This is a genomic window from Kribbella sp. NPDC000426 (assembly GCF_040300265.1).
In the GTDB taxonomy this organism is placed as follows: Bacteria; Actinomycetota; Actinomycetes; order Propionibacteriales; family Kribbellaceae; genus Kribbella.
Genome location: NZ_JBEPDK010000011.1, coordinates 173,180 through 192,389 on the forward strand (window position 1 = coordinate 173,180; position 19,210 = coordinate 192,389).

19 protein-coding genes are annotated in these 19,210 nt (G+C 68.5%); 10 read left to right on the forward strand and 9 right to left on the reverse strand.

Annotated features, from left to right (window positions below; translation table 11 throughout):
* The first annotated feature begins 18 nt into the window (after window positions 1-18).
* From ABT313_RS41820 to ABT313_RS41835, 4 genes are read left to right on the forward strand one after another with little or no spacing between them, the layout of a single operon-like run.
* Window positions 19-1,941, forward strand: a complete 1,923-nt coding sequence (locus tag ABT313_RS41820) for a hypothetical protein (protein WP_350866175.1) — start codon at window positions 19-21, stop codon at window positions 1,939-1,941.
* A 23-nt stretch (window positions 1,942-1,964) separates the two neighbouring features.
* Window positions 1,965-2,210, forward strand: a complete 246-nt coding sequence (locus ABT313_RS41825) for a hypothetical protein (RefSeq protein WP_350866177.1) — start codon at window positions 1,965-1,967, stop codon at window positions 2,208-2,210.
* Window positions 2,210-2,608, forward strand: coding sequence for a hypothetical protein (locus ABT313_RS41830; protein WP_350866178.1), 399 nt, complete (start codon window positions 2,210-2,212; stop codon window positions 2,606-2,608). The genes ABT313_RS41825 and ABT313_RS41830 overlap by 1 nt, the downstream gene beginning before the upstream one ends.
* Before the next feature lie 28 nt (window positions 2,609-2,636).
* Entirely contained in the window at window positions 2,637-4,742 is a 2,106-nt protein-coding gene (locus ABT313_RS41835; protein WP_350866180.1) for a hypothetical protein, read from the forward strand.
* Window positions 4,743-4,820: 78 nt separating this feature from the next.
* On the opposite strand, the gene ABT313_RS41840 is transcribed toward ABT313_RS41835, so the two are convergent.
* From ABT313_RS41840 to ABT313_RS41860, 5 genes are all read right to left on the reverse strand, one after another.
* Window positions 4,821-7,787, reverse strand: a complete 2,967-nt coding sequence (locus tag ABT313_RS41840; protein WP_350866182.1) for a hypothetical protein — start codon at window positions 7,785-7,787, stop codon at window positions 4,821-4,823.
* Between the two features lie 351 nt (window positions 7,788-8,138).
* Entirely contained in the window at window positions 8,139-8,819 is a 681-nt protein-coding gene (locus tag ABT313_RS41845) for a hypothetical protein (protein WP_350866184.1), read from the reverse strand.
* Between the two features lie 31 nt (window positions 8,820-8,850).
* Window positions 8,851-9,282 carry a hypothetical protein gene (locus ABT313_RS41850; RefSeq protein ID WP_350866186.1) on the reverse strand — a complete coding sequence of 144 codons (432 nt, stop codon included), beginning with the start codon at window positions 9,280-9,282 and terminating at the stop codon, window positions 8,851-8,853.
* An 11-nt stretch (window positions 9,283-9,293) separates the two neighbouring features.
* Window positions 9,294-10,061 (reverse strand): ABC transporter permease, encoded by a 768-nt coding sequence (locus tag ABT313_RS41855; protein WP_350866188.1) that lies wholly within the window; start codon window positions 10,059-10,061, stop codon window positions 9,294-9,296.
* Window positions 10,054-10,782, reverse strand: coding sequence for an ABC transporter ATP-binding protein (locus ABT313_RS41860; protein ID WP_350866190.1), 729 nt, complete (start codon window positions 10,780-10,782; stop codon window positions 10,054-10,056). The genes ABT313_RS41855 and ABT313_RS41860 overlap by 8 nt, the downstream gene beginning before the upstream one ends.
* A gap of 105 nt (window positions 10,783-10,887) precedes the next feature.
* Here ABT313_RS41860 and ABT313_RS41865 point away from each other — a divergent pair, with 105 nt between their 5' ends.
* Together ABT313_RS41865 and ABT313_RS41870 are read left to right on the forward strand one after the other, a co-directional pair.
* Entirely contained in the window at window positions 10,888-11,544 is a 657-nt protein-coding gene (locus ABT313_RS41865) for a response regulator transcription factor (RefSeq protein WP_350866191.1), read from the forward strand.
* A gap of 9 nt (window positions 11,545-11,553) precedes the next feature.
* The gene (locus ABT313_RS41870; RefSeq protein WP_350866193.1) at window positions 11,554-12,816 is read left to right on the forward strand and encodes a sensor histidine kinase; all 1,263 of its coding nucleotides are present in this window, start codon (window positions 11,554-11,556) and stop codon (window positions 12,814-12,816) included.
* Between the two features lie 7 nt (window positions 12,817-12,823).
* On the opposite strand, the gene ABT313_RS41875 is transcribed toward ABT313_RS41870, so the two are convergent.
* Entirely contained in the window at window positions 12,824-13,096 is a 273-nt protein-coding gene (locus ABT313_RS41875) for a hypothetical protein (protein ID WP_350866337.1), read from the reverse strand.
* Window positions 12,991-13,263 carry a TMEM175 family protein gene (locus ABT313_RS41880; RefSeq protein WP_350866331.1) on the reverse strand — a complete coding sequence of 91 codons (273 nt, stop codon included), beginning with the start codon at window positions 13,261-13,263 and terminating at the stop codon, window positions 12,991-12,993. Before ABT313_RS41880 ends, ABT313_RS41875 begins: the two co-directional genes overlap by 106 nt.
* Window positions 13,264-13,474: 211 nt before the next feature.
* Here ABT313_RS41880 and ABT313_RS41885 point away from each other — a divergent pair, with 211 nt between their 5' ends.
* From ABT313_RS41885 to ABT313_RS41900, 4 genes are read left to right on the forward strand one after another with little or no spacing between them, the layout of a single operon-like run.
* The gene (locus tag ABT313_RS41885; protein ID WP_350866195.1) at window positions 13,475-13,825 is read left to right on the forward strand and encodes an SDR family oxidoreductase; all 351 of its coding nucleotides are present in this window, start codon (window positions 13,475-13,477) and stop codon (window positions 13,823-13,825) included.
* Window positions 13,826-13,879: 54 nt separating this feature from the next.
* On the forward strand, window positions 13,880-14,818 hold the full coding sequence (locus ABT313_RS41890) for a MerR family transcriptional regulator (protein WP_350866197.1): 939 nt from the start codon (window positions 13,880-13,882) through the stop codon (window positions 14,816-14,818).
* Window positions 14,819-14,861: 43 nt separating this feature from the next.
* Complete coding sequence (locus tag ABT313_RS41895) at window positions 14,862-15,878, forward strand: aldo/keto reductase (RefSeq protein ID WP_350866199.1); 1,017 nt, start codon at window positions 14,862-14,864, stop codon at window positions 15,876-15,878.
* Between the two features lie 13 nt (window positions 15,879-15,891).
* Window positions 15,892-16,707, forward strand: a complete 816-nt coding sequence (locus ABT313_RS41900; protein ID WP_350866201.1) for an NADPH-dependent oxidoreductase — start codon at window positions 15,892-15,894, stop codon at window positions 16,705-16,707.
* Between the two features lie 7 nt (window positions 16,708-16,714).
* Here ABT313_RS41900 and ABT313_RS41905 read toward each other — a convergent pair whose 3' ends face one another.
* Together ABT313_RS41905 and ABT313_RS41910 are read right to left on the reverse strand one after the other, a co-directional pair.
* Window positions 16,715-18,073, reverse strand: coding sequence for a lyase family protein (locus ABT313_RS41905; RefSeq protein ID WP_350866203.1), 1,359 nt, complete (start codon window positions 18,071-18,073; stop codon window positions 16,715-16,717).
* Window positions 18,070-19,209 carry a mandelate racemase/muconate lactonizing enzyme family protein gene (locus tag ABT313_RS41910; protein ID WP_350866205.1) on the reverse strand — a complete coding sequence of 380 codons (1,140 nt, stop codon included), beginning with the start codon at window positions 19,207-19,209 and terminating at the stop codon, window positions 18,070-18,072. The genes ABT313_RS41905 and ABT313_RS41910 overlap by 4 nt, the downstream gene beginning before the upstream one ends.
* Window position 19,210: the final 1 nt, after the last annotated feature.

Below are 19,210 nucleotides of genomic sequence, written 5' to 3' on the forward strand. Positions count from 1 at the left end.
GACGGAAGGAGAGCCAGCATGCGACTGCGTCGTACGTACTACGGGGTCCTGGACCAGGGCCCGATCCGCAGTGGCAGCACCCAGCGCGGTGAGAGTCTGACCGACGTCGACGGCTACCTGCTGCCGATGGAGCGAACCACGCTCGGTGCGCTGCTCGAGCCGGGCGTCGCGGACGGCCTGCAGGTCAGTGCTGTGGCAGGTCAGCCAGGACTGACGATCGCACCCGGAGCGGCTGTCGACGGTCTGGGCCGAGTCGCAGCGCTCGTTGTCGACGGCACCGCCGTCGTTGACCAGACACTGCCGGCCGACCAGCAGACGAACGTGCCGATGGTGAATGTCACCGTGGACGGGGTCGCCCTTCCGACCGACGGCAGCACCGGCAAGTTCGTGCTCTCGATAGTTGCGCGCGAGGTGTTGGTGACCTCGAACCTGGGGCAGGTGCCGGAGCTGGATCACGCACCGTGGCTCCACCTGGAGCCAGTGGCAGCGTGGGTCGAGAACGAGCACAGTGTCGTGCTCGCAACGGTCACGCTGGACGCCCTGGGAGCGGTCACCGCGCTGGCCGCTGATCGCCGTCGCCTCGCGCTTGCGGTGACCGGCACTGTGACCCGCTACCCGACTGCCACTGGTGGACCAGCCGCGCTCGCCGTGGGCCAGGCCACCGGCAGCCGGCCGAGGTCCCGGCCTGACGGCGGGCTCGAGTTGGAGCGGACGGCCCCCGACGGCACGGTCACCGCCGGACTGACGCTCGGTCCGACCGGGGATGTGGCTATCGGCCTCGGTTCCGCCGTACCGTCCCGGAGGTTGCACGTCGAGGGGTCCGAGGTGCACAGCGGTGGCACGGGTGGAGGGTTCTCGTTCGCCGACCGTGACGTCGGTGCCTTTGTCGAGGGACCGGATGCGGGGCAGCGCTGGGTCTGGTACGCCGCGGACGGCAGCGCCAGGTTGTGGTCGGGGAGCGACCAGCTCACCGTCGGCGTACCCGGTGAAGGTGGCGGGCTCGATGTCCCGCGGCGGATGCGGGTACGCCAAGGAGGTGACGCGTCAGCGGGGATCTGGCTTCACCAGAACGGATCCGGGGACGCTGCGTTCCTTGGGATGTCCGACGACAGGCATGCCGGGATCTGGGGCCGGGGTGCGGGTTTTGCCTTGGTCATGGATGTGGGCGACGGTCGGGTCTCGGCCATGGGGCCGCTCGACGTCGGTGCGGGTGGGCGGGCCGACCTGCGAGTGACAGGCGACGTCTACGTCGGTGCGGGCGGCAACGGCGTACTCACGGCGCGGCATGTCAACGGAAAGGCAGTAGGTAGCGACGGGGCGGACGACCTGTTCCTCAACTGGTCGACCGGTCGTGGCGTCCACATCGGCGGAGCTGCGGCGGCCACCTTCTCTGTGCACGGCGACGGTGTGGTGGACGGGAACCTGCGTGTCCGGGGCGCGCCCGCAGTACCAGCCTGGTCCGGCGGTGGAGTCGTGACCTTCGACCTGTTCTCGACGGGTGGCATCTACGTTGGCCAGGACGTCGCCAACCCGCGGTGCGCCTTCTACAGCGACGGGACGAAGCAGTTCGTCATCGACCATCCGCTGGACCCGGAGAACCGCTCGCTGCACCACGTGTGCATCGAAGGCCCGGAGGCTGCGGTCTTCTATCGCGGATCCGGTCGCCTCGTCGACGGACGGGCCGAGGTGGAGCTTCCGGAGTACTTCGAGGCGTTGGTCCGCCCTGAGGAGCGCACGGTGATGCTCACCGCTGTCTGTGACGAGGACGAGCAGGTGGCCGTGCTGGCTGCCTCGCCGGTGCGTCGCGGGCGGTTCACAGTGCGGGCCGCGGACGGGCGCAATCCCTCTCAGCGCTTCTGCTGGGAGGTCAAGGCTGTGCGGGCGGACGTCGAACCGCTGGCCGTCGAGACCGAGAAGGCCGGCCGGGTGCTGGTCGGCTGAGAAGCGGAGAGGAGAGAACGATCATGGCGGATACGCCTCAGGACGCCGGGACGCGGGAGCAGGCGCAGGCACGGTTGTCGGAACTGCAGCGCGAGTACGAGGTGGGACAACGACGCCTCCAAGAGGTCATGGCCCAGGAGGTGACGCTGCGAGAGACCCTGCTGCGGATCAGCGGGGCGATTCAGGTGCTCGAAGAACTCACTGAGCGTCCGGGCGACGAACCAGCACCTTCGACAGGTGACGCCGGCTCCGTACTGAAGGTCGGTTGATGGCCGAGCCGGTCGTCGTCGCGGGCGGAACGGTTGGCTGCGGCCACGCTGGAACGATCAGCGTGGCCACGGTGTCGACCGGGCTGACCGTCGGCAGCAAGGGCGTCCTCCTGCTCGGCCAGGAGGCTGGTCTGGCATTCCTGCCGGCCGCGCCGCCGACAGCGCCCGTACCGCCGCAGTGTGCACACGTGACGACCAGTCAGGTCCCGTTGCCTGCTCCCTGCATCACCCAGGCGGCCTCGTCGGGGACGGCCACCAAGTTGACGGTCGGGCACGTGCCCGTGCTGCTGAGTTCCGCGCAGGGCACGACCACCACGCCGGTACCGAACGCCGTCCCGCCGATCAACAGCACGTGGTCCGTCTCCAACGCCGGCCAGACCCGGCTCACCGCGCTCTGACCCGAGGCTTGAGAGGAAAGGCCCTACCGTGAGTGTCACCCCGATGGTGCGTACGCAGTACTGGAACCTGTCCACCAACACGATTCGCAGCGGCTCCACCAATCACGGCGAGAGCTTCACGGACGTGGAGAGCGGACTGCTGCCGCTGTCCAGGGCGACCGAGTCGAGCCTGCACTCCTGGGGCGTCGCTGATGGTCTGGCTGTGTCGGCGGTTGTTGATACTGCCGGTCTCACCGTGGCACCCGGTGCTGCTCTGGACTCGCTGGGGCGGATTGTTGCGCTGGCGGCGGGCGGTGAGGCCATCGTGGATCCGGCGGTCGATCCGAGTCAGATGGTCAACGTGCCGACTGTGTCGGTCGGCGATACCGGCCTGGTCGTGCCTACCGACTCGAGCGGGCCGGGCACCTTCGTTCTGACGGTTGTGTTCCGCGAGGTGCAGGATCAAGGGCTGCTGTTCAATGCGCCGGTGCTGGTGCACACGCCGTGGTTGCGGTTGCTGGTATCTAGCGACGTACCGGACGACGGACGCGTCATCGTCCTGGCTACCGTGACTCTGGGTGCGGGCGGAGTGGTGACCGCTTTGGATGCGGGGCGACGTCACTTGGCTGGGTTGCCGGCGGGCAGGCTCGAGCTGCGCACTCCAGTCGTCGCAGCGTCCGGTGTGACTCAGCAAGAAGGCGCTGCGCTCAGCGTCCCCGCCGATGGCGGTCTGCTGCTCACTGCTCGGTCCGGCGACGCGGATGTCTCCCTGCTGTCTGTGGATGCGGCCCTTGCCTCGCTGTCTCTGCTGTCCGGAGGGGGACGTGTGTCGGTTGCCGTTCCCGGGCCCGCGCAAACGACGCTGCACGTCGAGGGGGATCCAGTGCACAGCGGCGGTGCGGGCGGCGGCTTCTCGTTCGCCGATCGGGCTGTCGGGTCGTATGTCGACGTACCGGGGGCTGGTGAGCGCTGGGTTTGGTACGCGTCGGGAGGTGCGGCGCGGTTGTGGTCGGGGGCCGACGTACTGAGTATCGACACGGTGAATCGGCGGCTCACTCTTCCGCCCGGTGGACAGTTGTCGGTGAGTGTGGCGGGGGAGCCGCAGCGTGTCGTACACGTGGAGGGGAGCGAGGTGCACAGCGGCGGGCCGGCTGGTGGGTTCTCGTTCGCGGACAGGGCTGTCGGGACCTTCGTCGAGTTTCCGTCTGCGGGGCAGCGTTGGGTTTGGTACGCCGATGGTGGGAGCGCCAGGCTGTGGTCCGGGAGGGACCTGCTCACCGTGACCCCTTCGACGAACGGCGGCGTGGAGTTCGGGCGTCCCGATGCTCCCGCGACGCTGTCCCTGTTCGGCTCGCGGATCTTCGACGTCGGCGGGGGAGTTCTGGCAATCCAGTCCGGCGGGACGGTCGTGTCGTTCAACGGCGGGGATGCCGTCGGCATTGGCACCCAGAGTCCCGGTGGACAGCTGGGCGTCGAGTCGGCGGGCACGGCTATCTCGGCCACGAACTCGCAGGACGGCCTGTTCAGGTCCGCGGTGCAGGCCAGCGGAATGACGGGGGTGCTTGCGCAGGGACGCAATACCGGCGTCTGGGCAGCTGGAGGTTCGATCGGTCTGGTCGCTTCCGGGCCGACCGCGGGGCAGTTCTTCGGCGACGTGTCCATCACGGGGACGCTGCACAAGGGCGGAGGTGGCTTCCGGATCGATCATCCGCTCGACCCTGCGAACGCGTACCTGTCGCACTCGTTCGTGGAGTCGCCGGAGATGCTCAACGTCTACCGCGGGACGGTGACGACGGACCTCGACGGTGATGCGACCGTCGAGCTGCCGGCGTACGTCGAGGCGCTGAACGCCGACGTGAGCTATCACCTGACAGTTGTGGGTGGCGCGAGTACTGTCGGTGTCACGCGGCCGTTGCAGGGCAACAGCTTCAGCCTGCACACGGACCTGCCTGGCGCGCAGGTCTGCTGGGTCGTTCTCGGCGTACGGCAGGACGCTTGGGCGCAGGCACACCGGATCCAGGTGGAGGAAGCCAAGCCCGACGCTGCTCGTGGGCGGTATGTGCACCCGGACCTGTTCGGAGACGGCGCGGCACCTGTGGTCGTGGAGCCCGAGCACGAGGCGTTGCTTGCCGGGCGCTTCCCCGGCGAGGACTGACCTACTTGCCTCCGCACCCCCGGCCGACGGGCCGCCGCGCCTCCGCGCCTCTGCGCCCCGGCCTCCTGGGCTCCGCGGCTACTCGCCCAGGAATTGCCGGAACTTCGCCTCGATCGCCTTGCGGGCGCGCGCGTCCGCGGCGCGGAGTGCTGCCGCGACCTCGGGTGGGAAGGGTGGTTGGTGTTGCTGGATGAACTGCTCGACGGTGAGGCCGCGTTTCACGTGTTCGTTGATGACATCGCGCAGCGGCAGGTAGTTCTCGGGTACGTCGTTGAGGATCTCCTCGCGCTGCAACGGCGTGAGCTTGCTGAAGCGCGGATCCCGGCCGATCTCCGATCGCGACATGATGTGGTCGGCCTGCCAGGTATCACGGGCCATCGTCTTGCCGGTGGTCACGTCGACCGCCAGGTTGTTCACCGGCGTGAGCACCGGGTGGTCCTTCGCCAGCTCCCGGACGTTGGTCATCGCGAGATCCTTGCCGTACTCGCCGGGCGCGGCTCGCCGCAGCTGCTGCTGGATGGTGCGGTTGAGGTTCTGTACTTCGGCGGCGAGCTCGGTGGTCGCGCGTTCGAGGGCCAGGCTGATGTCCCGGAAGTTCTCGAAGCCAACCTCACCGGGGCCTGGGTCGGAGAAGCGGGGTCGTTGCCCGAACGCCTTGCTTGGTAAGGGCAACGTTGTCGTCTCGGCCTGGGCCCGGAGACGGGCGCGGATGTCGACGAGGACCCGCTCCAGTTCGGCGATCGACTCCGTCGCCCGGGCCACCTCGGAGGCCTCGGCACGTGCCAGCGCAAGGCCACGCTCGAGCCGGGCGGCCTCGCTGCGAGCAGTTGCCAGTGCTTCCTTGGCCGAGTCGAGCAGAGCCTTGGCATCCGCACCGGGCGTCTCTACATGCCAGCCCTTGGCCGTGGCGAGATTCTCTTCCGCCTGCCGGAGGGCGTCCGTCGCGGAGTCCGCCTCGGTCTGCGCTCGCACCAGTGCCTTCTGTACTTCGGCGGTGCGGTCGCCGGCACTCAGCATCGCAGCAGTCCCCGTAGGCAAAGGCCGCGGCGGCGACAACAACCGCGACTCCGGCAACGCCCCAGACGCAGCCGCCGCGGGAGCAGGCCGGGCCGCACCAGTTGCCGACGTGGGTGTCGAGGCGGCGCCGGGCTCTGGCGTGGGCGCTGCCAGGAGCTTCGGCGTAGGCCCAGCAGGCAACGCCTTCGGAGCGCCTGCACCGGCGGCAGGCACAGGTGCTGGTGTGGCGGAGCTGGCGGCTGGTACGGGTTCTGGTGTGGCGGTGCGGCCCGATGGGAGCTTTGGTGTTGGCGCGGTACGTAGCGCCGTTGGGGTGGAGCTCGGGAGGGGTTCTGGTGTGGCGGCGGAGGCTGCTGGGAGTTTTGGCGTCGGAGTAGCAGGTAGCGGCTGGGGAGCGGCGGCGGCCGGTACGGATTCTGCTGTGGAGGCTGAGGCCGCCGGGAGCTTTGGTGTTGGCGCGCTTGGTAGCGCCTTCGGGGTGGTGGCTGGCAGCGAGGTTGGTCTGGTGGTTGCCGTGGGCAAGCGTGTGGTTGCTGGCAGCGAGCTTGGTGTTGGGGTGGGCGCGGGCAGGCGCTTGGGCGTCGGGGCAGTGGGGAGTGGCTTTGGGGTTGGTGTGGGGGCGGACCAGTGGCCGGTTGTGGGATCCGGGGCGAGGTCGATCGGCGGCCGGGCGGCTCGGGGAGCGGCGGGCGCGGCAGCTGGCCGGGGTGCATCGAACACCTCGGTGCCATCCTTGAGTACGGCGCGGCGCGGACCGAGCGGCACCGGCGGGGCCCGGTCGAGGGTGGCTGCGACTTCCCCTTCGAGCTGCGGCACCGCGCCACCAGGTACGTGCAGAACACCGGCGACACCACCAATGATCCCGAGCGCTTCCAGGAAACTCCCGCTGCCCTGGGGCGGAGCCGTCGCGAGCGGCACGCCGGCATGCGACGCGGCCCGCAGATCGCTCAAATGGGAAGCATTGGCCGCCGAGTCGTGCACCGCAACGGCCAGCTGAGCGGCGCGAGCGGCCCAGCCGAGCGGCCCGAGCGCGAAGCTGAGAACCAGCAGGATCCCGTCGAGAAGTTCGCGCTTCCAGGACTTCCCAGGCTTGGTACGCCCATCGCGGATTACCTGGGCCTGAACGGAATCAGCCCCCGCACCCATCTGCTCCAAAGCCTGCCCGACAACCTCGTCGAACTCGAGGACGAGGTCCGGATCCTCAGCGAGCCGCTCGCGAGTCTTCGTCACGTTGTTCAGCTGAGCCTCGGCGTTCTGCAGCAGGACATCCCGCAGCAGATCCGGAATCTCCACCGCGACGGCCGCGCGAAGAGCTACCGGGCTCATCAGGATCCGGTGCGCGTCAAGAATCCGCATGAACTGCTGGGGATCCGGCGGCCTGCCTTGGCGGAACGGGCGCAACAAGGTGGCCAGCCGATTGCACTCCGCCACGCTCGAATAACGCCCGAGAGCCTCCCGCAGAATCTGCTCGCTGAGGTTCAAGGTGTCCAGCGCGATCACCCGCGCCCGCCGGGCCACCACCACCCGCAGCGCCCGTACGGCGTCGTCGAACTCGTCGATCGATTGCAGGTGAGCCGCCGCAAGCCCTTTGTCCACAGCCGCTTGCCGGTCGGCCCGATATTCGGAGAACTCACCAGCCATCTTCCCCGAGCCACGCGGCGTGTGCTCGAGCCGGACGATGTCGCGGTACAGCGTCCCGGTCCCGGCCAGGGCCGCCATCGCAGCTCGCTCCTGATCCGGCTGGACCGTCTGTTGCGCCGCGGCGCGCTCCTTCGCCCGCAGGTCGGCGCGGCTGACAGTACGCGGAGTGAGGCGGATCGCCGTCTCGGGGGAGCCCATCGGCAGCCACTGCTGGCGTTCCTCCGACCACACATTCACCATGCCGTCATCATTGACGTCCCAGACCTGACCGCTGTCGTCCGTGACATAGCCCAGGTCTTCAGCGGACAGTTCGCCACTCCCCGCAGACGAAGGCGCCAACTGCCGAGCAGCCGCACGATTCCCGGCCCGCTGGCGCAGATCACCCACGTCCGCACGGCCACCCTGCCGTCCCTGCCGCGCCGCCGCTTTCCCGCCCCCCGCGCCCGAGCGCTTTACCGACGCAGCCACCTCCGCTGGGGTAACTCCCATAACCCGCCCCCCGACGTCACCGTCCCCACCGCAAGTCCTCCTTCAGAGCGTACGACGCATCCCGCAATCCCGCGCCCCCCCGAACACCCGTCGACACCAACACGTAGAACTGATCGCGGGAGCGATCCATCGGACCGGGGAACACCGTGCATTCGTTCGCCAACAACGCGCCCACCGCGTCGCCAGGCCCCAACACACCAACCAAACCGCCAGCGTGACGCCATGCCCACCCCAGCCACCCGAATCCCTTCACCCCGCCAACCCGCGCGGCAGCCCACACCAGGCAACCACGCGTCCGCCGCACAGCATGCGGGCGACCATGCGCCCGTCGTACGGCGTGCTGCGGTAAAGAGGCGGCCGTACGGCATGGGAGCGGGGGCCGTGTGCTCGTCGTACAGCGTGGGGGTGGTGACGGGGCTGGCGTACGGCGTGCGGGTCGTGCCACGCTCGCCGTACGACGTGCAGGTGAGGGCTGTGGTCGTCGTACGGCGTGTGGGCGGCGACCATGTGCTCGTCGTACGGCGTGGGTGTGGTGACGAGGGCCGGCGTACGGCGTGCCGGTCGTGCCGTGGTCGCCGTACGGCGTGCGGGCGACGACGTGGCCGTGCTACGGACTGCGGGTGGCAAGGTGGCCGGCGTACGGCGGGATCGTCGTACGGCGTGCAGGCGAGGCGCGTCTGTCGTACGGCGTGCGGGCGGGGCCGTCGTACTGCGCGCAGGCGACCACGCGTCTTCGTACGACGTGCGGTCGTGCCGTGGTCGTCGTATGGCGTGTAGGTGGGGGTGTGGTCGTGGTACGGCGTGCAGGTGGGGACTCCCGACGACCTGCTGGAGGTACTCCGCAACGAGGGCGATGGCCCGGCATGGGTAGCGGACATCCACGACGAACTGCCCCGCTCCGACGTCCCACTTCTGGAAGCCGCCGCCCACCTCATCCAGCTCGTTGGCCCACCCGGCCGCGTCAGCGGGTCCTCAGACGGGTGATGAGTGCGGCTGCGCCGAGCAGGGTTGGTACGGCGATCGCGACCGGTAGCGCGCCGCCGGTATCGAGGGTCTGGTGCGGGATGACGGTGACGTGGACGGGAGGCCCGGCGACGAGGGCGCCGTTCTTCGGGATGAGTACGACGTACACCGCGAAATGCCCTGGGTTGACGGCCTGGAAGTCCCACTCCAACGAGCTCTGCTCGCCGGCAGGGACTGGCTGCGTGACGTCCTGGCTCCAGTCCTCGAGGTCGACGTAGACGCCGTCGAGGCTGACGACGTTGAGATGCGCGACGCCGGCGCCGGAGTTGCTGACGACCGACTCGACCGTGAGGGTCTGGCCGATCTGAGCGGTCAATTGGTCGTGGTCCATGGTGATCGTCGGATCATCGAGCAGCAGAGGTGCGATCAAGCCCAGGAGGTTCATCGTGTCCCCGCAGTCAGCCGGACGAGTCGCGGAGCCGCAACGAGGATGACCCCGACCGCGGCCACGGCGATGACCAGCGGTGAGATGAGGTAGCCGAGGTCCTGGGTCCAGCCACGGCGGGCGACCAGGACCTGTGAGATGTAGTGCAGAGCGGATCCGATGGGATTGATCCGGGTCAGTACCTGGCCGAAGCCTGTCTTCGGCAGCGCCGGGAGTTGCGTCGGCGCGAACAGTACGAGAAGCAGCAGCAGGCCGCTCGCGAGGCTGGTCCTGTTGGAGTTCGACCAGGCGCTGAAGATCATCCCGAGACCTCCGAGCCCGACAGCCACAAGCGTGCCGACCACCAGTGTCAGCACGGCCGCCTGGCCCGCTCCGGAGACACCGCGCCCAAGGACCCACAGGTACGGGAGCGCGACGATCAGGCAGGCCAACCAGATCGTCGTGGCGGCCGCGAGTTTGCCGAGGACGACCGCACGCCGCGGCGCCGGTGTGAGCAGGAGAGCCTCCAAAGTGCCGCGTTCGCGTTCGCCGCTGATCGTGTCGGCGCTGACCGCGACCGTGATGAGGACGCCGACGGCCAGAGCGATCTGAACCATGAGGTTCACGGCCTCGCGCTGCTCGAGAAAGTTCATCGCCCGGTTGGTGGCGGCCAGGTAGGTGATCGCACTCAACAGGATGCTGTACCCGAAGATCAGCACCGGGCCGCGCCCGCCGATCCAGAGGTCGCGGCTCTCCTGGGTTGCGACGACGTTCCAGCTAGTCATGGCTGTCCTGCCCGGTGAGTTGGAGGAACGCGGAACTCAGGCTGCCGGCTCCGGCGACGATCTCGGCGATCGGGCCGGCGGCCCGGAGCTTGCCGCGGTCGAGGATGAGCAGGTTGTCGCACACCTGCTCGACCTCGGTCAGCGTGTGGGTCGACAGCACGACGGTTGCACCCCGCCGCCGGGCGACATCCGAGATGGTGGCGAGGATTTCGCCCTGACCGGCCGGATCGAGTCCCAGGGTCGGCTCGTCGAGGAACACCACCACAGGCTCGTTGACGAGCGCTCTGGCGATGCCCAGACGCTGCTTCATACCTCGGCTGTACGTCGAGATCCGCGCACCGGCGCGTTCGCCCAGACCGACATCGGCCAGTAGCCGCTCAGCTGCGGCTCGTGCATCGAGCCTGCTCAGACCGAACAGCCGCGCGGCGTACCGAAGGTACTCAGCCCCCGACTGGCGGCCCGGATAGCCGCCGCTCTCGGGCAGTACGCCGATGCGCTGCCTGATCTGTTGCGGTTGTTCGCTGGGGATGCCGGCGATAGTGAACGTTCCACCGGTCGGCTCGAGGATTGTGGTGAGCAGCCGGATCGCGGTGGTCTTGCCGGCGCCGTTTGGCCCGAGGAGACCGATCACTTGGCCCGCGTCCGCCGTGAACGTCAGGCCGTCGAGTGCGGTGCGGGCGCCGTACCGCTTGCACAGACCGCTTGCCTCGATGGTGGTCATGGAACGACGGTAGGTGTGCGCGGCTGAACCTCTGCTGAACCTTCGTCGGACGCGCGTTCAGCGGGGATTCAGCGAGAATGGTGCACAGTCGCCGGGAGGTGGCAGATGCGCGCACTGGTGGTTGAGGACGAGCTCCGCCTGGCCGTGGGTGTCCGGAACGGTCTGGAGGCCGAGGGCTATGCGGTCGACATCGCTCTGACCGGCACGGACGGGCTGTGGCTGGCCCGGGAGCAGGCGTACGACGTCATGTTGCTCGACATCATGCTGCCGCAGATCGACGGCTTCGAGATCTGCGCGACGTTGCGCGGCGAGGGTGTCTGGACGCCGATCTTGATGCTCACGGCAAGAGATGCGGACGCCGACCTGGTGCGGGCGCTCGACACCGGCGCCGACGACTACCTGACGAAGCCGTTCTCGTACGACGTTCTGGTCGCTCGCCTGCGTGCCCTCGTACGCCGAGGTACGCCGGAGCGCCCGTGTGTCCTCGAAGCCGGTGACCTGCGCATGGACCCGGCCGCTCGACGAGCCTGGCGGGGAGACACCGAGCTGGTGCTGACGGCGCGCGAGCTGGCACTTCTGGAGTTCCTGATCCGTCGACGAGGGCAGGTCGTCTCGAAGCGAACGATCCTGGATCACGTCTGGGACTACGACTTCGAGGGTGACCCGAACATCGTCGAGGTGTACATCCGCCGGTTGCGCAGCAAGCTCGGGAGCGACTGCATCACGACGTTGCGCGGAGCCGGCTATCGCATGATGGAGTGAGGTGACGTGATGCGGATACGGGTGACGCTGGCTGCGGTCCTGGTCGTCGGCATCGCTCTGGTGGGCGGGGCTCTGGTGCTCGTCGCGCTGCTGGGGAACGTGCTCACTGATCAGGTCTGCCAGGACTCGCGCGAACGGGCCGCACAACTTGCTGCGGGCAACGATCGTCAGGCGTCGACGGCCGGCGAGCTGATCCAATGGGTCGATCCGGCTGACGGAGCTCGGCGTATTGCCTCTCCAGGCAGCGGTTGCGTCGAGGTCGAGCCTCCCGGCTACACCGAGGACTTCGTCTTCGCCTCGGCGACCTCCGGTGCGGGGGAGGTGATCGTGGGGCGGCCGCTGGTCGACGTTCTGGACTCGACGCGTTTCGTACGGCGGGTGCTCGTGGTCGGCGTGCCGTTGATGATGGGCGTGGTCGGGGGCGTGACGTGGCTCGTGACCGGCCGGATGCTGGCCCCGGTTACCGCGATCCGGCGAGAAGTCGACGAGATCACCGCGGCCGAGCTCCATCGGCGCGTTCCCGCCGCGCGCAGGGATGAGGTCGGGCGTCTGGCAACGACGATGAACCGGATGCTCGACCGTCTGCAGCGATCCCACGAGAGCAGGCTGCAGTTCGTCTCGGATGCTTCGCACGAACTGCGGTCGCCGATCGCGACCATCCGCCAGCACGCGGAGGTGGCCCGGGCGCATCCTGACCGCACCAGTGTCGCTGAACTGGCCGCCACGGTGCTCGCCGAGGATCTGCGGATGCAGGGTCTGGTCGACGATCTCCTTCTGCTCGCCCGGGCCGATGAGGAGCCGGCCGCGCGGCACGCACCGGTCGACCTCGATGACGTGGTGTTCGCGACGGCGAGGCAGTTGCGCGAGGCAACGAGCCTGACGATCGATACGGCGGCGGTTTCGGCGGGCCAGGTCTGCGGCGACGGAGTCGAGCTTGCGCGGATGGTGGGCAATCTCGCCGACAATGCCGCGCGACATGCTCGGAGCCTCGTCACGTTCGCGCTGTCGGAGTCCGCCGGCCGCGTGCTCCTGACGGTCGCCGACGACGGACCCGGCATCGCACCTGCGGACAGGTCGCGGGTCTTCGACCGGTTCGTGCGCCTCGACCCGGCCCGAACCCGCGAGGCCGGTGGCGCCGGTCTCGGTCTCGCGATCACCGCCAAGATCGTCGAGAGGCACGGCGGCACGATCGAAGTCGGCTCATCCTCCAATGGCGGCGCCGCCTTCACCGTCACCATCCCTCGGACGACCGGTCCGCCGCCCCGGCCCTGACCCGCCGTCAGCCGGTGGGCTGGTAGTTGCGGAGGAGGCGGTCGATGCGGCGGTCCGGGGCGATCCAGATAATTGCCGCGGCGACGAAGCAGGCCAGGGCGATGCCGACGCCGGCCCCTGTTGGCGGATGATCATCGTCTGGAGGGCGAAGTACGCAACGCCTGCGGCGAGGGGTCAGGCCGTACGTGACGACCGGGGTCTGCGCGAACCTCGTCTCGTCCATCCAGGCTGTCGTGGACGGGAACAGCGACAGGAGGAACAACAACGCCTGGTTCCCCACAGCACCCCGCCGCTTACCCGCTCCACCAGGTGAAACATGTGATGGTGGTTGTTCCAGTAGATGCCCACGAAGACGAAGCTGAGCAGATAGGTCAGCAGCCCGACACCCGTCGTGTGCATGAGCTGCGACAGGCTCGGACCGTCCGGAACCTTCATCTCCAGCACCATCACCGTGACGATGATCGCCAGCACCCCGTCACTGAATGCCTCCAGCTGGTTGGTTCGCACGACTCGACCGCCCTTCTGTCTCGGTTGTCTCGTTACCACGTGGCCTGCTCAGCGTGCCGGCCCTACCGATGTCGAGGGACCGGTCGGTCCGGTCTGCGGCCGAGGTCGTCGGCCGCAGACCAGGTGAGATACCGATGTCGATCAGGGGTACATGCCGACCACGGTTGACGGGGTGCACTCCGGCGCACCTTGCGGCGGTTCTCCTCCGCGGTGCCCTGCTTCGTCCTCGCAACCCAGTCGCAGCGGACGGGGTGAGGCGAACCTCCTCCTCGGGGGCGGGTTCAGGACCCCGCGCCACGACGCCGTCGAAGCGGCCAAGGCCGAACGAGCCGGCCGATCCGCGGCAGACATCCAGGCCGAGGAAGCCGCCCAGGTCCCGACCGGCCGCCTCGGTGCTGTCCCCGAGTTCGCCGCCGTCGGAGCGTTCCTCTGCAGCGACCGGGCGTCCTACAGAACCGGAACGGCCGTCCGCTGCGACGGAGGCCTGGTCCACAGCCTCTGATCATGTGCGGAACCGACTTGCGTCTCCACCAGATGGAGACTGCACAGTGGGGCCATGACCACTGGAGACAACACACTCTTCTCGATCGGTGACCTGGCCGAGCGCACCGGGCTTGCGGTGCGGACGATCAGGTTCTACTCCGACCGCGGCGTGTTGCCTCCGACCGACCGGAGTCCGTCCGGTTACCGCCGCTACGACCTCGACTCGCTGGCGCGGCTGGAGCTTGTGCGCACGCTGAGGGAACTAGGTATCGATCTCCCGACCATCCAGCAGGTGCTGGAGCGGGAGCGGACCGTTCCCGAGGTGGCCGCGGCCCATGCCGAGGCCCTGGATGTGCAGATCCAGGGCCTGCGGATCCGGCGAGCGGTCCTGCGGATGGTGGCCCGGCGCGGCTCGCGACCTGAGGAGCTGCAACTCGTGCACCGACTGGCTGAGCTGTCCGACCTGGAACGGCGTCGTCTGATCATGGACTTCATCGACGAGGCATTCGGCGACCTCGATGCGAATCCGGAGCTCGTCGACTTGCTCCGCTCGGCGATGCCCGAGCTCCCCGCGGAGCCGACGCCCGAACAGCTCGAGGGGTGGCTCGAGCTGGCCGAGCTGGTCGGCGAGCCCGACTTCAAGGCGGCCGTACGCCGGGCGGCGGAGCATCAGGCCCAGGAGAGGGCAGCGGGGGACCGGACCGGCTTGCACCACGACCTCACGGTGTTCGTACGTCGTACCGTCGAGCAGGCGATCGCCGACTGCGTCGATCCCACGTCCGATGCAGCAAAGCCGATCCTGGACGCGTTGATCACGCAGTACTGCGAGACCTTCGGCGAAGCCGACAGAGCGGAGTACCGGGCGCGGGTCGCACGCCGGTTGGAGGTCGGCAGCGACGCACTGCTCGAGCGGTATTGGCACCTGCTGGCTGTTGTGAACGGCAACGAGCCACCGCCCTCTCTCGCCCCGGTCTTCACCTGGTTCCTCACGGCCCTCCGTGTCACCGGCTGAGACGCAATCGCGCCGGGGCCGAGGTCGGGAAGAATCGGGTGTTGTGACGACGTACCGCGCGAACGACGAGCGATACCAGCGGCTCGAGTACCGGAAGGCCGGTGGGTCGGGGCTGGCGCTGCCGGCGCTGTCGCTGGGGTTGTGGCAGAAGTTCGGTGCCGACTACCCGTTCGAGCGGCAGCGGGAGATCGTGCTGCACGCGTTCGAACTCGGCATCACCCACTTCGACAACGCGAACCGGTATGGTCCGCCGCACCGGGCGGCCGAGCAGTTCTTCGGGCGGGTACTGCGCGCCGACCTCGCGCCGTACCGGGATGAACTGGTCCTGACCACAAAGGCCGGCAACCCGATCGGACCGAGCCCGTATCTCAGCGGCGGATCACGCAAGTCCCTGCTCGCGTCGCTCGACCACAGCCTGCGAGACCTCGGCACCGAGTACGTCGACATCTTCTACCACCACCGCTTCGATCCCTCGACGCCGCTGGACGAGACCGTCGGCGCGTTGGTCAGCGCCGTGCACCAGGGCAAGGCGCTGTACGTCGGGGTGTCGAACTACCCGACCGATCGGGCCCGCGAAGTGGCAGCGCTGTTGCGGAGCGCCGACGTACCGCTGCTCGTCCACCAACCGCGGTACTCGATCTTCGACCGTACGCCGGAGACCAGCGGGCTGCTCGAGCTCGCATCGGCCGAGGGGTTCGGACTTGTTGCCTACAGCCCCTTGGCACAAGGGCTGCTGACCGACAAGTACCTCGACGGAACAGTCCCGCCCGACGCACGCGCGGCCGCCAGCGCCTTCCTCAAGCCGGAGCAGCTCGACGACGTCTACCGCGAGCGGGCCGCCGCGCTGAACAAGATCGCTCACGACCGCGGCCAGTCGCTCGCCCAACTGGCCCTGCAATGGGTTCTGCGGCGACCGGAGATCACCACCGCGCTGATCGGTGCGAGTTCCACCGGCCAACTGGACCACAACGTTGCTGCTCTCGACTTCCCGCCGCTGACGGACGAGGACCTCGCGCGCATCGACCAGCACGGCATCCACGGCACCGCGCAGCGGTCCTGACCCGAGGAGAACGATGACCACCTCGCCCTTCGGACTGAGGTACGGCGTTGACCTGCCGTTCGAACCGCCGGCAGCGTGGTCGGAGGTGATCGCGCAACAGCTGGATCACCGCTCGGTACGCAGCTACCGCCCCGATCCGGTCTCCGACAACACCCTGACGGCGCTGATCGCCGCCGCGCAGTCGGCTCCGACCTCCGGCAACCTGCAGTTGTGGAGTGTCGTCGCCGTCCGCGACGACGAACGGCGTACCAGGTTGGCCGCGCTCGCCGGTGATCAGCACTTCATTGAGCAGGCGCCGCTGTTCCTGGTCTGGCTGGCGGATCTGGCGCGGGCGCGCCAGGTGACGACCGAGCTTGCGTCCGGCGCCGCGGAAGGAGCCGACTTCGTCGAGGCCGCCGTACTGGCGTTCGTCGACGTCGCCCTGGCAGCTCAGAACGCATCCCTGGCCGCCGAGTCGCTCGGTCTCGGGACCGTGTTCGTCGGCGCGATCCGGAACCGCCCGCTCGAGATCGCGGCCGAGCTCGGCCTGCCTCCGCACGTGTTCCCGGTCTTCGGCCTGACGGTCGGCCACCCGGACCGCCTCGCCGAGACCGCGGTGAAGCCCCGCCTTCCCCAGGACGCCGTACTTCATCACGAGCAGTACGACCTGGACCAGCAGGCTGCCCACGTCCAGACCTACGAGGCGGTACTCAACGCGTTCTACACCACCGCCGGCATGCCCACCGGTTGGATCGACCGGGTCGCCAACCGCTTCGGAACCATCGCCGGCCTCAACGGCCGCGAACACCTCCGCGAAGCCCTCCACACCCAAGGCTTCCAACTCCGCTGACGCCAGATCATTCCTCGGCCTTTCTCCAAGGACGGTCGTCGTCGGCACCGGTCATGGCCTTGGGATCGCACCAGGTCCAGAACTGCTCCGGAGGGATCCCGTGCCGGGCGGCCACAACATCGACCGGGTCTCCAGTGGACAGCGCCTCCTCGGTGATCGCAGCGGCCGCGTGGTGGCCGATGTGCGGCGTCAGAGCCGTCGTCAACATCACGCTCGACCGGACATTCTCGGGCCCGACCTCGGTCGCCGCGATTCCACGCACACATTGCTGGGTGAAGTTGCCGGTGGCCGACGAGAGCAGGTCGACCGATTCGAGGAACGCCTCGATCGCGGCAGGCATCATCACGTTGAGCTGCAGGATGCTGCCCGACTGGGCGAACGTGATCACCGCGTCGTTGCCGACGACCCGGGCCGCGGCCATGGTCACCGCTTCGATCACCGAAGGTGGCACCTTGCCGGGCATGATGCTGCTCGACACCCGTACGTCGGGAACCCGCAGCTCTCCCAGCCCGGCGCGCGGCCCGGTGGCGAGCAGACGGATATCGCAGGCAACCTTGTTCAAGGACAGCGCCGCGGTCCGGACTGCCGCGTGGGCGGAGAGTGTGCTGTCGAGGGTGCTCTGCGCCCAGAAGTGGTTGGTCGCCTCGGTGAGCCGGAGGTCCAAGCGCTCGGAGAGGTGTTCGCAGGTGCGGGCGGCGAAGCCTGCCGCTGCTCCGACTCCGGTACCGACCGCAGTGCCGCCCAGAGGCAGGACGTGCAGCTCTTCCGAGGCGCGTTCGATGCGTGTAACAGCGGCGTCGAGCTGTCCGGACCAGCCCCAGAACTCCTGACCGAGTCGCATCGGTGTGGCGTCCTGGAGATGGGTTCGGGCGATCTTCAGGACCGGCCAGAACTCGTCGGCCTTGACCATCAACGCTGCCGACAGCTCCCGCAGTACCGGAAGCAGTTGGTTCCGTTGCGCGCGCAGGAACGCGATCCGCATGGCCGAGGGCACCACGTCGTTCGACGACTGGCCGCGGTTGACGTGCTCGTGCGGGAGGATTTCGAGCCCGGATGCGGTGGTCGCGATCGAGGCGATGACCTCGTTGACGTTCATGTTGCTCGAGGTCGCCGAGCCGGTCTGGTACACGTCGACGGGGAACTGGTCTGCGTGCTTGCCGGCGAGTACCTCGTCGCAGGCCGCCACGATGGCCTTCGTCCGGTCGGCGTCCACCAGCCCGAGTTCGGTGTTGGTGAGGGCCGCCGCGCGTTTGATCTCGACGATGCTGTGGATGAAGAGTTCGGGCATCCGGCGGCCGGTGATGGGGAATGCGCGGAGAGCGTGGTTCGTCGCCTCTCCCCACAGCGGCCCGTCGAACTCGGTCACTCGAGCCCCGTCACTTGGCGCGCGGCCTGCTCCAGGAACGAGGGCAGGATCTCCATTCCCCATCCCGGTGTGTCGTCGAGCGTGATGTAGCCGTCGTCCACTTGCGGAATCGGGCTGTACACCTCTGAGGTGAACCCGCTCAGCCGTGGCTCCTTGGTCGATGACGCCGGCGGGTTGCCAGGTGGTTCGACACTCCATTCCTGGAACTGCGTGCAGGCCGGCGACGCCATCACGAGGTGCGCGGTGAAGATCTTGATCAGCGAGTGCCCCGAGCTGTGTGGCGTGCAGGGGATGCCGTTGAGGTCGGCCAGCTGCGCGACCTGCCGGGCACGGGTCATGCCGCCGACGTAGCAGACGTCCGGCTGGATCACGTCCACCAACCGCTCGGCGATCATCCGCCGGATGATCTCCAGCGACCACTCCTGTTCGCCGGCGCCGATCGGGAGATCGAGGTGATCGGCGACGTACTTCATGTTGTCGAGCTCCCAGCAGGGATTCGGCTCCTCGAGATGGAAGACGCCGTACTCCTCGAGCTTCCGGCCGACCTGGACGGCGCCGCCGGGGGAGTAGGCGCCGTTGGCGTCGGCGCTGAGCCAGAAGTCGTCGCCGAAGCGTTTCCGCATGGCCGGCACCAGGGCCGCGGTCCGCCCTTCCCAGAGTTCGGCGTCGCGGCCGTTCCTGATCCCGACCTTGACCTTCGCGCACCGAAGCCCGTACTTCTCGACGGCGTCCGCGATCCGGCCGACCTCTTCGTCGACCGGGAGTTCGCGGCTCATGCTGGAGGCGTAGACCGGCACCCGGTTGCGTACTGCGCCTCCGAGCAGCTTGTACACCGGTTGTCCGGTGGCGCGTCCCTGCCAGTCCCAGATCGCGGTATCGACACCGCTGAGCGCTCGGAACAGGAAACCGCCGAGGTACTTGTACTCGGCGCGCACCGTCTCGTCGACGAGGGCGGCCAACTCCCAAGGGTCGCGGCCGAGGAAGTGCCGGGCCACCAACCGGTGCAGCACTTGTTCGGTGATCTCCGGCACCGACGGAGCGGTCTGGCCGTAGCCGACCAGTCCGTCGTCGGTGGTCACCCGCACCACGCACAGGGTGCCTCCGACGAATGTCTCGATCTTGGTGATGATCGACATC

Excerpts from the sequence above, each read along its gene's own strand:
- ABT313_RS41820 (WP_350866175.1), top strand. The coding sequence starts at position 19 with ATGCGACTGCGTCGTACGTACTACGGGGTCCTGGACCAGGGCCCGATC.
- ABT313_RS41825 (WP_350866177.1), top strand. The coding sequence starts at position 1,965 with ATGGCGGATACGCCTCAGGACGCCGGGACGCGGGAGCAGGCGCAGGCA.
- ABT313_RS41830 (WP_350866178.1), top strand. The coding sequence starts at position 2,210 with ATGGCCGAGCCGGTCGTCGTCGCGGGCGGAACGGTTGGCTGCGGCCAC.
- ABT313_RS41855 (WP_350866188.1), bottom strand. The coding sequence starts at position 10,061 with ATGACTAGCTGGAACGTCGTCGCAACCCAGGAGAGCCGCGACCTCTGG.
- ABT313_RS41860 (WP_350866190.1), bottom strand. The coding sequence starts at position 10,782 with ATGACCACCATCGAGGCAAGCGGTCTGTGCAAGCGGTACGGCGCCCGC.
- ABT313_RS41865 (WP_350866191.1), top strand. The coding sequence starts at position 10,888 with ATGCGCGCACTGGTGGTTGAGGACGAGCTCCGCCTGGCCGTGGGTGTC.
- ABT313_RS41870 (WP_350866193.1), top strand. The coding sequence starts at position 11,554 with ATGCGGATACGGGTGACGCTGGCTGCGGTCCTGGTCGTCGGCATCGCT.
- ABT313_RS41880 (WP_350866331.1), bottom strand. The coding sequence starts at position 13,263 with ATGGTGCTGGAGATGAAGGTTCCGGACGGTCCGAGCCTGTCGCAGCTC.
- ABT313_RS41885 (WP_350866195.1), top strand. The coding sequence starts at position 13,475 with ATGCCGACCACGGTTGACGGGGTGCACTCCGGCGCACCTTGCGGCGGT.
- ABT313_RS41890 (WP_350866197.1), top strand. The coding sequence starts at position 13,880 with ATGACCACTGGAGACAACACACTCTTCTCGATCGGTGACCTGGCCGAG.
- ABT313_RS41900 (WP_350866201.1), top strand. The coding sequence starts at position 15,892 with ATGACCACCTCGCCCTTCGGACTGAGGTACGGCGTTGACCTGCCGTTC.
- ABT313_RS41910 (WP_350866205.1), bottom strand. The coding sequence starts at position 19,209 with ATGTCGATCATCACCAAGATCGAGACATTCGTCGGAGGCACCCTGTGC.